The organism is Flavobacterium faecale (genome assembly GCF_048320115.1).
Lineage (GTDB): Bacteria > Bacteroidota > Bacteroidia > Flavobacteriales > Flavobacteriaceae > Flavobacterium > Flavobacterium faecale_A.
Genome location: NZ_CP182943.1, coordinates 2,235,491 through 2,250,133 on the forward strand (window position 1 = coordinate 2,235,491; position 14,643 = coordinate 2,250,133).

17 protein-coding genes are annotated in these 14,643 nt (G+C 31.5%); 8 read left to right on the plus strand and 9 right to left on the minus strand.

Annotated elements, in window-relative coordinates; genetic code table 11:
* Positions 1 to 29 precede the first annotated feature (29 nt).
* On the plus strand, positions 30 to 905 hold the full coding sequence (locus tag ACNH59_RS09440) for a PPK2 family polyphosphate kinase (protein ID WP_418262295.1): 876 nt from the start codon (positions 30 to 32) through the stop codon (positions 903 to 905).
* A gap of 38 nt (positions 906 to 943) precedes the next feature.
* On the opposite strand, the gene ACNH59_RS09445 is transcribed toward ACNH59_RS09440, so the two are convergent.
* Entirely contained in the window at positions 944 to 1,132 is a 189-nt protein-coding gene (locus tag ACNH59_RS09445; RefSeq protein WP_418262296.1) for a hypothetical protein, read from the minus strand.
* Positions 1,133 to 1,213: 81 nt separating this feature from the next.
* Between ACNH59_RS09445 and ACNH59_RS09450 the strand changes: the two genes are divergently transcribed.
* The gene (locus ACNH59_RS09450) at positions 1,214 to 1,600 is read left to right on the plus strand and encodes a hypothetical protein (RefSeq protein ID WP_418262297.1); all 387 of its coding nucleotides are present in this window, start codon (positions 1,214 to 1,216) and stop codon (positions 1,598 to 1,600) included.
* 60 nt (positions 1,601 to 1,660) lie between these two features.
* Here the strand turns inward: ACNH59_RS09450 and ACNH59_RS09455 are convergent, their stop codons facing one another.
* Positions 1,661 to 2,731: a branched-chain amino acid aminotransferase gene (locus ACNH59_RS09455; RefSeq protein ID WP_418262298.1), complete on the minus strand. Its 1,071-nt coding sequence runs from the start codon at positions 2,729 to 2,731 to the stop codon at positions 1,661 to 1,663.
* 306 nt (positions 2,732 to 3,037) lie between these two features.
* On the opposite strand from ACNH59_RS09455, the gene mnmD reads away from it, so the two are divergent.
* The 3 genes from mnmD (at position 3,038) to ACNH59_RS09470 (ending at position 4,460) form a co-directional block, all read left to right on the plus strand.
* Positions 3,038 to 3,700 carry a tRNA (5-methylaminomethyl-2-thiouridine)(34)-methyltransferase MnmD gene (gene mnmD / locus ACNH59_RS09460; protein ID WP_418262299.1) on the plus strand — a complete coding sequence of 221 codons (663 nt, stop codon included), beginning with the start codon at positions 3,038 to 3,040 and terminating at the stop codon, positions 3,698 to 3,700.
* A 124-nt stretch (positions 3,701 to 3,824) separates the two neighbouring features.
* Positions 3,825 to 4,025, plus strand: a complete 201-nt coding sequence (locus ACNH59_RS09465) for a hypothetical protein (RefSeq protein WP_418262300.1) — start codon at positions 3,825 to 3,827, stop codon at positions 4,023 to 4,025.
* Positions 4,026 to 4,262: 237 nt separating this feature from the next.
* Positions 4,263 to 4,460 carry a hypothetical protein gene (locus ACNH59_RS09470; RefSeq protein ID WP_418262301.1) on the plus strand — a complete coding sequence of 66 codons (198 nt, stop codon included), beginning with the start codon at positions 4,263 to 4,265 and terminating at the stop codon, positions 4,458 to 4,460.
* 63 nt (positions 4,461 to 4,523) lie between these two features.
* Here the strand turns inward: ACNH59_RS09470 and ACNH59_RS09475 are convergent, their stop codons facing one another.
* A complete protein-coding gene (locus tag ACNH59_RS09475; protein ID WP_418262302.1) occupies positions 4,524 to 5,465 on the minus strand; it encodes a LysR substrate-binding domain-containing protein in 942 nt (313 codons plus the stop codon).
* Between the two features lie 252 nt (positions 5,466 to 5,717).
* On the opposite strand from ACNH59_RS09475, the gene ACNH59_RS09480 reads away from it, so the two are divergent.
* The 3 genes from ACNH59_RS09480 (at position 5,718) to can (ending at position 8,422) form a co-directional block, all read left to right on the plus strand.
* Positions 5,718 to 6,005 carry a hypothetical protein gene (locus ACNH59_RS09480; protein ID WP_418262303.1) on the plus strand — a complete coding sequence of 96 codons (288 nt, stop codon included), beginning with the start codon at positions 5,718 to 5,720 and terminating at the stop codon, positions 6,003 to 6,005.
* Between the two features lie 77 nt (positions 6,006 to 6,082).
* On the plus strand, positions 6,083 to 7,741 hold the full coding sequence (locus ACNH59_RS09485) for a SulP family inorganic anion transporter (RefSeq protein WP_418262304.1): 1,659 nt from the start codon (positions 6,083 to 6,085) through the stop codon (positions 7,739 to 7,741).
* A 45-nt stretch (positions 7,742 to 7,786) separates the two neighbouring features.
* Complete coding sequence (gene can, locus ACNH59_RS09490) at positions 7,787 to 8,422, plus strand: carbonate dehydratase (protein WP_418262305.1); 636 nt, start codon at positions 7,787 to 7,789, stop codon at positions 8,420 to 8,422.
* A gap of 33 nt (positions 8,423 to 8,455) precedes the next feature.
* On the opposite strand, the gene ACNH59_RS09495 is transcribed toward can, so the two are convergent.
* From ACNH59_RS09495 to ACNH59_RS09520, 6 genes are all read right to left on the minus strand, one after another.
* Positions 8,456 to 9,655 carry an LETM1-related biofilm-associated protein gene (locus tag ACNH59_RS09495; protein WP_418262306.1) on the minus strand — a complete coding sequence of 400 codons (1,200 nt, stop codon included), beginning with the start codon at positions 9,653 to 9,655 and terminating at the stop codon, positions 8,456 to 8,458.
* 149 nt (positions 9,656 to 9,804) lie between these two features.
* Positions 9,805 to 10,800 (minus strand): hypothetical protein, encoded by a 996-nt coding sequence (locus ACNH59_RS09500; protein WP_418262307.1) that lies wholly within the window; start codon positions 10,798 to 10,800, stop codon positions 9,805 to 9,807.
* Entirely contained in the window at positions 10,787 to 11,896 is a 1,110-nt protein-coding gene (gene glf / locus ACNH59_RS09505; protein ID WP_418262308.1) for a UDP-galactopyranose mutase, read from the minus strand. Before glf ends, ACNH59_RS09500 begins: the two co-directional genes overlap by 14 nt.
* Positions 11,893 to 12,861, minus strand: a complete 969-nt coding sequence (locus ACNH59_RS09510; protein ID WP_418262309.1) for a glycosyltransferase — start codon at positions 12,859 to 12,861, stop codon at positions 11,893 to 11,895. The genes glf and ACNH59_RS09510 overlap by 4 nt, the downstream gene beginning before the upstream one ends.
* Positions 12,861 to 13,796 (minus strand): glycosyltransferase family 2 protein, encoded by a 936-nt coding sequence (locus tag ACNH59_RS09515; RefSeq protein WP_418262310.1) that lies wholly within the window; start codon positions 13,794 to 13,796, stop codon positions 12,861 to 12,863. Before ACNH59_RS09515 ends, ACNH59_RS09510 begins: the two co-directional genes overlap by 1 nt.
* 22 nt (positions 13,797 to 13,818) lie before the next feature.
* Positions 13,819 to 14,577 carry a glycosyltransferase family 2 protein gene (locus ACNH59_RS09520; protein ID WP_418262311.1) on the minus strand — a complete coding sequence of 253 codons (759 nt, stop codon included), beginning with the start codon at positions 14,575 to 14,577 and terminating at the stop codon, positions 13,819 to 13,821.
* Positions 14,578 to 14,643: the final 66 nt, after the last annotated feature.

The window sequence follows — 14,643 nt, forward strand, 5'->3', positions numbered from 1 at the left end:
TATATTTACTAGAAATAAAATTTAATAGCATGAAATCCATAGATCCAAAAGACTTTAAAGTAGTAGCTCCAATTAGTTTAAAAGATTTACCAACAGATTTAAATTGTCGAGCGAGTGATGATGATAAGGAGGATAAATTAGATGGGGTGCGAGAAAAGTTGAGTGAATTACAAGATGTGATGTATGCGCACAATCGGTATGGAGTTTTGATTTGTTTGCAAGGTATGGATACCTCGGGCAAGGATAGTTTGATCCGGGAAGTTTTTAAAGAATTCAACTCTCGAGGGGTGGTAGTTCATAGTTTTAAGACACCCAATTCGGCCGAATTAGAGCATGATTATTTGTGGAGACATTATTTGGCTTTGCCTGAGAAGGGGAAGTTTGCGATTTTTAATCGAACGCATTATGAAAATGTTTTGGTAACGCGAGTGCATCCTGAATATATATTGAATGAGAATTTGCCTGGGATTGAAAAAGTGGAAGATATAACCCCGCAGTTTTGGGAAAATAGAATGGAACAGATTAATAATTTCGAAAAACATATTAGTCAAAACGGAACCATTGTATTGAAGTTTTTCTTTCATTTAAGTAAGGAAGAACAGCGCAAACGCTTGTTGCGACGATTAGAAAACGAAGAACATCATTGGAAATTTTCACCAGGAGATTTGCGAGAACGGGAACATTGGGATCATTACATGCAATATTATGAGGAAGCTATAAATAAAACGGCCAAAGAGCATGCGCCTTGGTATATTGTTCCTGCTGACGATAAAGATATGGCGCGCTATATAGTGGCTCAAATTATTTGGGAAGAAATGCAAAAATACACTGATATCAAAGAACCTGAACTGGATGATAAAGTTAAAATGAATTTTGCAATATATCGGGACCAGTTGAAGGATTAGTTAAGTAGTGAAATCTTCAACTGATTTAGATGTAAATTTTATCTTTTAAAATAAATTTTAATCACAAACAAGAGTCCAATAAAAATAAGGAAGCCCAGAAGGATTTTATAATTTCCTTTATAGTATTTTTTGTGTAGTGCTAAATCCTTTCGGTAGGAGTATATGGCTGCGATGACAAAAGCTACAAAAAAACAAGCGGCAAATAATAATTGTCCTGAACTAAACATGGTTTTAATTTTTTTGGCAAAAGTACGCAATTGTATAGAATTTGTTGCTAATTTGCCTTTTCAAATATAAGTTAAATAACCATGCGTAAACAACTAGACTCCGTTACAGAATTTCATACGGCCTTTAAGATAGGACATAGTGAATCTCCAATTGCTAATCTTGCAGAAGAAAAGAAAATCCTCCGTTACAACTTGATGAAAGAGGAAAATGAAGAATACCTTGAAGCAGTCAAGAATAATGATTTGGTTGAAATTGCAGATGCTTTAGGGGATATGATGTATATCCTTTGTGGGACCATAATTGAACATGGTTTACAACATAAGATTGAGGAGGTATTTGATGAAATACAGCGAAGTAATATGAGTAAATTAGGGGAAGACGGAAATCCAATTTATCGTGAAGATGGAAAAGTGATGAAAGGACCTAACTATTTTAAACCTGATTTTTCTAAGATTTTGGAACAATAAAAAAAGAGCGATTTTCAATTAGAAAATCGCTCTTTGGTTTTTGAGTTGTAATTTTATGAACTAAGAAACTTTCACCGTCCAACCGAAACTGTCTTCAGCTAGTTTGTGTTGAATGTTGGTTAGTTTATCTTTTATTTGCAATGCAACAGAATCAGAAACTTTTGGCAATTCAAAATACTCGTTACGGTAAGAAAAGCCACAAATAGGGCTTACTACCGCGGCAGTACCTGCACCAAATATTTCTTTTAAGCTTCCGTTTTTAGCAGCCTCAATAAGCTCTGCCACCAATACGGGACGCACTTCTACGTTGATGCCTTCTTTTTTAGCCATATCAATAATACTTTTTCGGGTAACTCCATCAAGTATTCTTTCGCTTACAGGAGCTGTGAATAAAGTATCGTTAATTCTAAAGAATACGTTCATAGTTCCGGCTTCTTCTAATTTTGTATGGGTTGCATCATCAGTCCAAATTATTTGTTGGAAACCTTCTTTGTTCGCTAAATTGGTTGGGTAAAATTGCCCTGCATAATTACCAGCTGTTTTAGCAGCACCAATACCGCCATTAGCAGCGCGACTATAGTGTTCGGCAATTAATACTTTTACTTCACCTGAATAATACGCTTTTGCAGGGGAAAGGATAATCATGAATTTATATTCGTCAGATGGATTTGCAATTACTCCTTCTCCAGTGGCTATCAAAAAAGGTCTAATGTAGAGTGAATTTCCTAAACCTTTTTTAATCCATTCGTGATCAAGTTTTAACAACTCGTTTAATCCCTCCATGAAAACCTCTTCAGGGACTTCAGGCATGGCCATACGTACTGCAGAAGAGTTGAAACGGTTGAAGTTTTCATCAGGTCTAAATAGCCAAATGGAGTCATTCTCGTCTTTGTAGGCTTTCATGCCTTCAAAAATAGCTTGTCCATAATGAAATACGCGAGCTGAAGGGTCTAACAAAAAAGGTGCATAAGGTTTAATGACGGGTTTTTGCCATTCGCCATTTTTAAAATCACACTCTAATAAATGATCTGTAAATACAGAACCAAAGCTTAAGTTGTCAAAATCAACTTGGTTAATTTTTGAGGTTGCTACTTTGTTTATTTCAATTTTGTTAGCTTGAGTTGTACTCATAATTGGGTATTATTTTGTTTTATTTTTTAAAAGTGAATCCTTATGACAGTTGTTTTATCTATAATATCAAAAGAAACTTTAATTGTAAGCAAAATTAAATAAAAAAGACTAAAAAAGGGAGAGGTATTAGTATTAAATGTGACAATAAATTGTTAATTGTTTATATTTTAAAAAATTTTGAGATTCGGAGTTGATTTATAGGGAATAGGCAAAATATCTAGTTTTTTTTCAATTATGTGTTTTTGTTTTGGTTATTTTTGGGCTGTATTCTATTTATGGATACTGAAAATTAAATAAATTGCAATTTTGGAGAGAGAAATTATACAAACCCTTGACGGTTCAACGACTATTCATATTAAAGATTGGAATGAAAGTTATCATTCTAAACATGGAGCGATTCAAGAGGCGCAACATGTATTTATCAAGAATGGATTGGCATTATTTGAAAACAAAAATATTTCTATTCTGGAGATTGGTTTTGGAACAGGACTAAATGCATTTATTACATATATCGAAAGTGAAAAAATGAATCAACAAATTGACTATACTGGTGTGGAGGCTTATCCTGTTTCTCCAGATGAGTTAGCTGCAATGAACTACATTGATGAATTAAAAGCGAGTGATTATATTGCTGTTTTTGATAAGATGCATGAATCAGCATGGGGAGAAAAGACGCATATTGATAACAATTTTGTTTTAACCAAAAGAAAGCAGTTTTTTCAAGAAATAGATGATGTGGAAAAATTTGATTTGATTTATTTCGACGCATTTGGTTATAGGGTACAGCCAGAATTATGGAGTACTGAGATTTTTCAGAAAATGTATCTGTCTTTGAAAAAGGAAGGTGTTTTAGTAACGTATGCCGCAAGAGGAGTTGTGAAAAGAAGTATGTTGGAAGTGGGTTTTGAAGTTGAAAAACTTGCGGGACCACCAGGCAAACGAGAAATGTTTCGTGCACGAAAAGCTTAGTATTTTTTAGTTATAAACACTGTGGTTTGAAAAATTATCGTTAAAATTTTTAGGAAGTATCGGTAAAAAATGTATTTTTACTCACGATTTAAAATTAAATTGTAAACCTCAAAATCTTAAAGTTATGTCTAAAGTAATGTTTGATTACACTAAATCTATTTTAGAGAGAGTAAGTTTTGATCCGTTATTATTTTGTAAAGAATTAGAAAAGGCAGTTAAAACCTTGTTGCCTTTTGAACTTGAAAAGCTAAAAGAATGGTTGTTTGAATATATAATTGAAAAGCCAGAATTGAAACAATGTTTAGTAGTTGTTGAAACGATATAAAATAGGAGCCTAATAAAGGCTCTTTTTTTATGCCGTTAAATTCTTAGATTAAGAGAAATGATTAATCTATGACGGGTTTTTGTTTAACCCTCCCTTCTTTTTATATGCAGTCTTTATCCTTCATATTTTTAATAAAAGTGTATTTAATCGATTATTTATTGCTTTTTGTCGTTATTTTGATTTTGTTTTCTACTTTTGGAATGAAATAAATTAATAATCTTTTAATACCTGCTTGTTATGTCTAGAATGATTTATGATTGTACAAAAGAGGTTCTCGAAAGAGTAAGCTTTAGCCCAGTTCTTTTTTTAAAAGAACTTAAAAAAGCAGTTAAGAATTTATTGCCTTATGAAATGGAGCATTTACGAATTTGGCTTTTATTTTATACAAGTAAGAAGCCTATTTTGAAAGAATGTCTCATTGTTATTAACGATTAGTTGCCCTATTTGCCCCCAAACTTAAAAAGGAACCCTTATTGAAAGCGTTCCTTTTTTTTATTTTTATTTCTTTTGCAGTGGGCTAATTATTTGTACGTTTTGAAAAACAATAGCTCCTTTAATCACTCCTGCAATGGTACTTCTTAAGGCGTCTATAATTTGAATTTTGAGTTCGTTCTTAGGGTAAATTAGGCTGACTTCTCTCGCTGGTTTTGGCTCTTTAAATTGGCGAAGTTTTAATTTGTCTGCATCTTTTAGGTCTAAAGTATGCAGATAAGGTAGTAAAGTAGTACCTAAGCCTTCGTCGGCTAATTTGATTAATGTTTCAAAACTTCCACTTTCAATTTGAAAACGATTGTTTTCACTGATACTCTCATTTTTGCAAAGGTTTAAAATACCGTCTCTAAAACAATGGCCGTCTTGTAGTAATAAAATTTCGTCTAAATTTAAATCGTCTATTTCGATTTCTTCTTTTTTAAAATGTTGGTGATTTTCGGGTATATAGGCAACGAAGGGTTCAAAATACAAAACAATTTCCTTGATTTTTTCTTCCATTAATGGTGTAGCGGCTATAGCAGCATCAAGATGTCCGTTGTTGAGCTTTGTGATGATTTCTTCGGTGTTTAGTTCTTCAATGATGAGTTTTACTTTTGGATATTTGTTGATGAAATTATTTAAGAACATTGGAAGTAGCGTAGGCATGATTGTAGGGATGATTCCTAATTTGAATTCGCCTCCTATAAAACCTTTTTGTTGCTCAACAATATCTTGAATACGATCTGCTTCATTTACAATGTTTTTAGCTTGTAGAACTATTTTTTGACCAATGTCAGTAAGTTGTATTGGTTTTTTGGTGCGGTCAAAAATCGTAATATTGAGTTCTTCCTCAATTTTTTGGATTTGCATACTTAGAGTAGGCTGAGTAACAAAACATTTTTCGGCAGCGAGGGTAAAATTTTTGTGTTCAGCTACAGCTAAAACATATTTTAATTGCGTAATGGTCATGGATGTTGTAATTTGGATGTAAATATAAAAACTATCCAACTAGATTGTCGATTGTTTTTTTTATTTTATTGTGTAAAATTAAAGTTTGGTATCGAGCTGTCTTTATTGTTCTTTATAATGAATCGTTTTGCTGTTTGATAAAGTTCAGATTGATAAAGAGATGAGTGTTGATAGTTAAAAATTGTGTTAATTTTTTTTTAATTTTGTTGTTTATTTATTGTTTTGTTTCACTTTAAACATATTTTTGTATACATGAAACTATTCGCAAAGTTATTTTTGGCTCTGTTTATTATTTTTTTGTTGACGCCAACTGTTGTTACGTTGATAGAGAAAAAATGCGATGTTTCAATGTTTTGTAAATACTCAGAAGAAGAACATTCTCATAGTAAAGAAGTAAAAGCTTTTGAGTATACAAGTGCATTTACTCAGGTTTTTTTAGTCATAAAAGTTGCTAAATCTAGTTTGATTCATTCCGAGAATTTATCTAAACATGATAATGTATCGTCACAAATTTTTTCACCTCCACCAGACTTTATATAATACATTCATTTTTAATTTTAAATAACTGTTTTTTTAATGGGTAGTTGTTTTTTATGTTTAATAATTTATAAAGTATTATGTCAAAAAAAATAAATCTTTTTGCCAATCTTAAGTCAGATTTTGCTGCAGGTTTGGTTGTTTTCTTAGTGGCGTTACCATTATGTTTAGGTATAGCAATGGCTTCAGGTGCGCCATTGTTCTCAGGTATTATTGCAGGAATTGTTGGAGGGTTAGTCGTTGGTTATTTGAGTCAATCTCATATTAGTGTTTCGGGACCAGCTGCAGGTTTAACAGCAATTGTACTGACTGCTATTACGGATTTTGGAGCTTTCGATATTTTTTTAACTGCTGTGTTCATTGCAGGATTAATTCAATTAGGACTTGGATTTTTAAAAGCAGGAAGTATTTCTAATTATTTTCCAACAAATGTGATTGAAGGAATGTTAGCTGGTATTGGAGTCATTATTATATTAAAACAATTGCCCCATGCTTTTGGTTATGATGCCGATTATGAAGGTGATCAGTCCTTTGTACAAAATAATGGTGACAATACATTTTCATCTTTATTTGAAATTTTTGATTATCTACAAATTGGTGCATTAATTGTTACGGTTGTTTCCTTAGTTATCCTTATCTCGTGGGATAAAGTAGCTTTTTTAAAGAAATTTAAATTGGTTCCGGGTGCCTTAGTTGCAGTAATTACTGGTGTTTTGTTAAATGAAATATTTATGGCTTCAGGGAGTAGTTTGGTTATTTCTAAAAGTCATTTGGTTTCTTTGCCAGTACCATCTTCTTTTGAGGATTTTAAATCAATCATCGTTACTCCAAATTTCACAGGATTTACTGATCCTAAAGTATGGATTACGGGTGTTACGATCGCAATTGTGGCTTCAATTGAAACTTTACTATGTATTGAAGCTGCTGACCGTATGGATTTCCAAAAAAGATTTACCAATACTAATGTTGAGTTAAAAGCTCAAGGAGTTGGAAATATGGTGAGTGCTTTATTAGGTGGTTTGCCAATGACATCTGTAGTTGTGCGTACTTCTGCAAATAATAATGCAGGTGCAAAATCTAAAATGTCGACAATAATTCACGGTTTGATGTTGTTGTTAAGTGTGTTGTTAATTCCGGTCCTGCTAAATAAAATACCATTAGCAACTCTAGCGGCTGTTTTGATTATGGTAGGGTATAAATTAGCGAAGCCAGCTACTTTTGTACATTTTTGGAAAAAAGGCAAATATCAATTTGTTCCTTTTGTAGCAACTTTAGTAGCTGTTGTAGCTACTGATTTACTCAAAGGGGTGATGTTAGGTATGATTATTAGTATTGGTTTTGTTTTAAGAGGAAACTTGAAAAGGGCTTACAGTTTTAAAAAGGACGAGTATGTAGATGGTGATGTAATCCATATCGATTTAGCTCAAGAAGTATCTTTTCTAAATAAAGCAGCTATTAAGTCTACTTTAAATAATATTCCTGAAAATTCTAATGTGATAATCAATGCCTCAGATACCGTTTATATAGCACATGATATTCTGGATTTGATAGAGGAGTTTAAAGAAATACGTGCTAAGGAAGATAATATTAAGGTAAAGTTAAAAGGATTTAAAGAAGCCTATGATTTAGAAAATTCTACTGATGCAGCAAATCATGTAACTTTGGAGCACGAATATGATGTGGCCAAACGTAAACTAATTAAAAAGCAAACGGCGCATAACGCATTCCTAGAAGAATAATATTTCAAATAATAGAATCGATTAACAATAAAAAATAATATTTCCATGAGTGATTTTTATAAACAAATAATAGACAATAATAAACAATGGGTAGAATCTAAATTAGCTATTGATGAAAATTTCTTTGCTGATTTGGCTAAAGGACAAAATCCACCATTATTATGGATTGGTTGTTCGGACAGTAGAGTTCCTGCAAATGAGATTATTGGAGCAAAACCAGGTGAAGTGTTTGTACATCGTAATATTGCAAACATGGTAGTTCACTCGGATATGAATATGTTAAGTGTTTTAGATTATGCAGTAAATGTGTTAAAAGTAAAACATGTTATTGTTTGCGGACATTATGGTTGTGGTGGTGTAAAGGCAGCTATGGGGAATCAATCTATAGGATTAATTGATAACTGGATTAGACACATAAAAGATGTGTATCGCATGCATAATAACTATCTAGATTCGATTGAAGACGAAACTACACGTTTTAATACGTTTGTAGAAATAAACGTAAAAGAGCAAGTGTATGATCTATGCAAGACATCAATAGTTCAAGGTGCGTGGAAAGCAGGTCAAGATTTGACTATTCACGGTTGGGTTTATGGATTGAATTCAGGATATGTAACCGATTTAAATGTGAATTTTAGTTCGAATGATGGACTAAGTGAAGTTTATCAATTAAAATTGTAAAGCATAAAAAAATCGCCGTTAAGGCGATTTTTTTTATTCACTATCTAAGTTTTCGTTAAACGCAGATGGAAGCATTTTAGGAATAAATTTGATTAAAATGGGAAGTAGTAAGCTGCCGCCTGGAAGTAAAAAAATAGTTAGTGACGGAATCGTTTTGCAAATTTCCAATAACTGTTTTTTTACTTTTTTCTTTTCTTTTTCATCTAAATCTCTTGTGGTAGAAATGGCCAACAGAATCATTAGTTCTTTACTTTCAGTGATTTCTTTAAAAAGCCGATTTTTATTCCGTGTGATTAAAGTTTCTACATTTTTAGTTGTTTGATCATAAAAATGTTTTACCGGATTAGAATAATTAAAATATGGGATTTCTTTTTTATGCCTTGAAATAAATGCATTTGTTTCGTGAATACTGTTTGTTACGAAATCATCAGAAACGCCTATTTTTTCTGCGAGTTTATACAGGAAATAAGCTTCTTCATTTTCGAGCTTACCGTCACTCCATAATGACATTCCAGCCATATCAATAATGTAATATTTCTCTAGTTGTGAATTGAAATTACTGAGGTTTAATTCGTCTATATTATGGATGCTTATTTTAGAAAATTTACTATAGCGAACAGATGCCTCAAACAACTTAATTAATAAATCGTCATATTTAGATTTATTAGTTTTGGTTTTCAGGGCTAAAGAAATAACACTAACGATAGATTCCTCAATTCTTTTTAAGTATTTGTCTGGTAACTCGCCTCGAGTAAGAAATTCTCTAAAAGCTAATATGTCTATGAAAAGTAAGGCATTGGTAACAATGTGAGAGAAATTTTTGCTTACAATGTCAATGTTTGTTTGTACCCGGCTATCTATGATTTTCTCTAAATTAAATGAGTCAGGGCTATTAGGAAGTACCTTTTTGAATAAATTGAAACCTTGGGGATGCATGGCATCATAAAATTCCAAAGCTTTTTTTATAAAATGTTCTGTGTTTTCGTCTTGATGATGTAATTTATAAGTGGCATGTAAAATATTGAGGAGAGCAACTTTTGGAATTTCATTCTGTACCCAGCCTTTGGTGTCAATTGGAGTCTCTGTTTCAAAAGATACTATATGACCATATATAAAACCAGTTTGTCTTACTTTTAGATAAAAGGCGTCTATGTCGTTTGAGTAAACGGCAGTAGATTTTTTTTGTTTTAAAAAGTATTTATCTATCCAACCTGGAGCCGAAGCGTTAATCATGTTTTCTTTTATGAGCTACAAATCTAGCTTTTTTTATGTTTTATTTGTAGAGATTGAATTAAATTTTGGTTAGATAATCTCAAAAAAATAAACATGACTATCTTTTGGTTTAAACTATTTTAGGAGTTCTATTAATTATAATTTAAAATTTATAGTTTGAATAAATCATTAGTGATTTTGTTTAAATCGTCATCAAATTTAGACTCTTCTGCAAGTATGCTTAATTTATAATTTTTAAAATCATTGATTTTTGAATCGAACTCTAAAAAGGATGTTTTAATTTTTTCTATAATCTTATTTTCATTTTGTTCGGTGTATTCAAATTTATATTCTTCCAGAATTGGTACATCTTGATAGAAATTAGCACTTCCTTTTTTATTTGTGATGATAATGCAACCACACATCGCGGCTTCTCTTGGAATGCGATCTTTGCCGGGATGGTTACCAAAGTCAATATAAACTTTAGCCCTTAATAGTAAGTCTTTTACTTCTTTTGGGGTCATGTTTTCAATAGGAATCCATGCTATTTCGGGATAGGTAAGAATTAGTTTTTGAGTTACTTCGAAACCTTTTTTTGGATTATAAGCAACAATGTTTTCTTTTGTTTGGTTGTTGAAAATCTTATCTTTTAGTTCAGTTAAAAAAATTGGATCAAGAAAATCAGAAAGAAAATCAATTTTGGATATGCCTCGCGAGCTAAGATAATTTTTTGCATAGTGCGACTGTACCCAATGAGAGTGTTTAGGCTGTTTTTTGTATAAAGAATATGTTTTTTTGATTCCTAAAAATCGTTTTAGTGAGAAGCTTCGTTTCCTGCCTTCAAAGCCAGGATAGTTGTCTACGCTTAACCACCAAATCACTTTGTTTATTGATTTGTATTTATAAACTAAATCGGGAAAAGATTCCGATATTATAATTAAATTATTAGAGTTGTCATCAATGTTTAATGTAAAAGGTAAGTTGAAATGTTTGTAAAATTCATGTACTGGATTACTATCTTTTTCACTAATTGGATAGAACATTTTTGCCCTAAATCCTAAACAAATGAGTTTATAAGCTAATTGGTGTAATAGAAAAGGGCCGCCAGTTGCAGCATTAGCAGGGCTAGCTATGTAAATAATACTATTATCTTTATTTAGTTTCATGTTCAATTTTTGATTTATTTAGGGCAGAAGCAATTATTTGATGCATGTCATAATACTTGTATTCTGCTAGTCTACCGCCAAAGATAACATCTTTTGATTTTAGACTTAATTCTTTATACTGAGAATATTTTTTTTGATTTACTTCGTCGTTGATGGGGTAATAAGCTTCTTTTTCTGACGTCCAGTTTTCAGGATATTCTTTAGTAACGATAGTTTTCTTTTGTTTCCCAAATTCAAAATGTTTGTGCTCAATGATTCGAGTAAATGGAATGTTTAAATCGTTGTAATTAACCACAGCATTACCTTGAAAATTTTCAGTATCCAGAATTTCAGTTTCAAATCGTAAAGAACGATATTCTAATTTTCCGAATTCATAATTAAAATATTCGTCAATTTTTCCTGTGAATACAATTTTATCGGCCAAAGATTCATAATAAGTTCTGTCGTCAAAAAAATTAGTATTCAATTGAACTTCAATTCCCTTTAGCAATCCTTCGGTGATTTTATTGTAACCACCAATTGGTATGCCTTGATATTTATCATTGAAATAGTTATTGTCAAAAGTAAATCGCACAGGAAGTCTTTTAATAATAAATGCAGGAAGTTCTGTTGCTTTTCTGCCCCATTGCTTTTCGGTGTATTCTTTGATAAGTGATTTGTAAATGTCTTTTCCAACTAAAGAAAGTGCTTGTTCTTCTAAATTCTGAGGGTTTTCTACTCCAAATTCTTTAATTTGATTGTCAATTTTCTGTTTAGCTTCAGTAGGTGTAGTGCATCCCCATAATTGATAAAAAGTATTCATATTAAAAGGAAGGTTATATAGTTTTCCTTTAGATAATGATAAGGGCGAATTGATATAATTATTGAATTCAGCAAATTGATTTACATAGTCCCAAATGTATTTGTCATTAGTGTGAAAAATATGTGCTCCATATTTGTGTACATTGATATCTTCAATATTCTCACAGTATATGTTTCCTCCAAAATGATTTCTTTTGTCGATTACAAGGCATTTTTTTCCTTTTTTTGTCGCTTCATGAGCAAACACATTTCCAAAAAGTCCTGAACCAACAATTAGGTAGTCATATTTTTTCATAGCTGACGTTTTCTTGTAATTTTATCGATTAGTATAAAGTATATATAAAGTAAAAAATTACTCTTTTTAATTTTGCTCAATGTCTCCTCGCAATCTTTTTTTGATGCTTGAATTAATGCTTTCTGTTTCACATTGTTTTGTTCCAAATCTATATCATAATGTAGATTTATGAATGTTTTGTATCGACTATATTGTTTAACGAACAAATGTCTTAATTCTATGGTGTTTTTAGGAACTTCAAGTCCTAGGGCAATTCTTTTTACTCTTAATTTGGCTTTAATTTTACTTTTTTTCTTGATACCTACTTGTTGATTTTGATGTATTCGGTAGGAGGTAAGATTTTCGGCGATATAACCCAATTTAGAATTAAAGGCAAGCTTTTTTGCAATCAACTCATCATGAAGATTACCTGTTTTTTTAATAATTGAAACAATCTCTTTTTTCCAATTACCCTTAAAACACATGGTTGCCCCCGTTGCAATGTTTCCATTCAAAGCAATTGTGCTTAAAAAAGCAATTGGTTTGGGTAGTTCTTTTTCAAAGAATGAAATAGCATCCCATAATGTGGCATTATTGGAAATTTTGTCGTTGTCATCAATTAAATCCGCATTGGTAAACACAGCCTCGATTTCTGGATGATTGTTTAAAAATGTGATGGTTTTTTTTGTCTTATCTTTTTTCCATAAATCGTCTTGGTCAGACAGAAAAATGTAGTCACCTGTGCAAAGTGATATCGCTTTTTTGAAATTTAAGTTACTTCCTAAATTGAATTCATTTTGGTGAATATTAATGATTTTAGGATATTTGGATTTATATCTTGAGAGAACTTCTATAGTATTATCTGTTGAATTATCATCGCAAATAATTATTTCATCGGGGACATAATCCTCTTGGTTTAAAATACTATCGAGTTGTTTAGCTAAGTATTTAGATCCGTTGTAAGTACATAAAGCAACTGATATCATTATACTTCAGTGTTGAGATTAACTATTTTTTGCTTCGTTTTAAGTGATTTTGACAATGGTGCACCAATAAATAGAACATTGAATATTTTCCAATATTTAGGTTTGAAAATACTTTTAAAAAAATAGTTGATTATTAAATGTATGTTTAAAACTTTGTATGCTAAATAGCCACAATGTTTTCTAATAACATAAAGATGTGAAATTTTTAGTTCAATTTTGATGTCTATTGAAGAAGGTGTGCTCATCCCGTGATAATGTATGTATTGTGCTTCAGGAATTAAGTAACAACTTTTGTTTATATTTTTTAGTCGTGTTGCTAAATCAGTTTCTTCGTGGTATAAAAATAGATTAGTGTCAAAACCACCTACACGATTAAAATCAGCTGTTCTGAGCATCATAAAACTTCCCTGTACATAACTCACTTGTAGAGGCATGGTATATTCAGATTTTCTTTTTGGGAATTTTTTCGGATTTATTTTTTCTATAAAATCCCTACCCATCAATGCTTTTGTTAAAGACGCAAAATGATCAAAAGCTTGCATTCTTTTTCCATCTTCAGTAAATGATTGTCCTCCCACCATGCCAATTGAGGGATTGTTGTCAAGTGTTTCTTTTAAAATGGAGAAACAGTCATTCTTGAGTAGACTGTCATTATTAACAAATGCGATATATTTACCCGTTGCATATTGAACTCCGTGCATGTTTCCGCCACCAAAACCAGTGTTGATTTTGCTTCTAACTAATAGTAAGTTAGGAAATGATATTGAATTGCAGCTGTTTGTCAAAGCATTGTAATCTGGTTCTTCAGAGCAGTTGTCAACTACAATAATCTCATACTTTAAAGAGGCTGAGGTTTTTTCTATAATACTTTCGATGCATTCTGTAGTATATTTACTAGAGTTGTAATTAATGATGATAACTGAAATGTCAAACATATGCTGTTTTTTTTATGATGGTTTATTCTAATTTTCGATACATCATCCACAGTTGGAGATAGCGTTTGAAAACAGAAAAGGAATGAATGTATGCTAAGATATAACCTTCTTTTTTGTCTATAAATCCGCCTCGGATAAAATAATGATAAAAAAAATAAGAGCAAGGTCTAACAATAAAATCATAGAAGCTAGGCTTCTTTTTTTGATCATAAAGTTCTTTTGCTTCAAGTTGGCTGTCTAGATTTAATTTTTGGTTGTATGCGTCAAAAGTTTCGTATCTGTTGTAGTCTATTTGGTTTTTCAAAACTCCTACAGAACCATTAGTTTGTAATCGTTCATGAATTAATTTACCGTCGTATATGTTATTTTTTTTATTGAAAACTCTAACAACATCGCGGTCATACCAAGCTCCGTATTTTATTTTTTTATTTTGAAAAATAAAATTTCTGTTGACTTTGAAAGCATTATGAATGTTGTTGGAGTCGGATAAAATAGATATAATTTCTTCTGCTATTGCTTTAGATATGTTTTCCTCTATTTCAAAGAAAACAATCCAATCGTGTGAAGCTTGTTGTATTGCAAATTTGCGTTGTGCTGAAAAATTGTCAAATGCTCTCTGAATTACAACTGCTCCTTTTTCCGAGGCAAACTTTACAGTTGCATCCTCACTGTAAGCGTCTATGATGATAATTTCGTCCGCAAAATGTAAGCTTTTAATATGCTTTTCAATAGTGGATTGATTATTATACGTTAAGGTTAGCGCGGTAATCTTAGGTCTCAAATTTTTAATTTCTATTTGTTAGAATATTGATGACAAATGTAATAATTTTACAGTGATGTTTTAGAT

Excerpts from the sequence above, each read along its gene's own strand:
- ACNH59_RS09455 (WP_418262298.1), bottom strand. The coding sequence starts at position 2,731 with ATGAGTACAACTCAAGCTAACAAAATTGAAATAAACAAAGTAGCAACC.
- ACNH59_RS09450 (WP_418262297.1), top strand. The coding sequence starts at position 1,214 with ATGCGTAAACAACTAGACTCCGTTACAGAATTTCATACGGCCTTTAAG.
- ACNH59_RS09510 (WP_418262309.1), bottom strand. The coding sequence starts at position 12,861 with ATGATATCAGTTGCTTTATGTACTTACAACGGATCTAAATACTTAGCT.
- ACNH59_RS09500 (WP_418262307.1), bottom strand. The coding sequence starts at position 10,800 with ATGAAACTAAATAAAGATAATAGTATTATTTACATAGCTAGCCCTGCT.
- ACNH59_RS09475 (WP_418262302.1), bottom strand. The coding sequence starts at position 5,465 with ATGACCATTACGCAATTAAAATATGTTTTAGCTGTAGCTGAACACAAA.
- ACNH59_RS09480 (WP_418262303.1), top strand. The coding sequence starts at position 5,718 with ATGAAACTATTCGCAAAGTTATTTTTGGCTCTGTTTATTATTTTTTTG.
- ACNH59_RS09470 (WP_418262301.1), top strand. The coding sequence starts at position 4,263 with ATGTCTAGAATGATTTATGATTGTACAAAAGAGGTTCTCGAAAGAGTA.
- ACNH59_RS09495 (WP_418262306.1), bottom strand. The coding sequence starts at position 9,655 with ATGATTAACGCTTCGGCTCCAGGTTGGATAGATAAATACTTTTTAAAA.
- glf (WP_418262308.1), bottom strand. The coding sequence starts at position 11,896 with ATGAAAAAATATGACTACCTAATTGTTGGTTCAGGACTTTTTGGAAAT.
- ACNH59_RS09440 (WP_418262295.1), top strand. The coding sequence starts at position 30 with ATGAAATCCATAGATCCAAAAGACTTTAAAGTAGTAGCTCCAATTAGT.
- ACNH59_RS09485 (WP_418262304.1), top strand. The coding sequence starts at position 6,083 with ATGTCAAAAAAAATAAATCTTTTTGCCAATCTTAAGTCAGATTTTGCT.
- can (WP_418262305.1), top strand. The coding sequence starts at position 7,787 with ATGAGTGATTTTTATAAACAAATAATAGACAATAATAAACAATGGGTA.
- ACNH59_RS09445 (WP_418262296.1), bottom strand. The coding sequence starts at position 1,132 with ATGTTTAGTTCAGGACAATTATTATTTGCCGCTTGTTTTTTTGTAGCT.
- ACNH59_RS09465 (WP_418262300.1), top strand. The coding sequence starts at position 3,825 with ATGTCTAAAGTAATGTTTGATTACACTAAATCTATTTTAGAGAGAGTA.
- ACNH59_RS09515 (WP_418262310.1), bottom strand. The coding sequence starts at position 13,796 with ATGTTTGACATTTCAGTTATCATCATTAATTACAACTCTAGTAAATAT.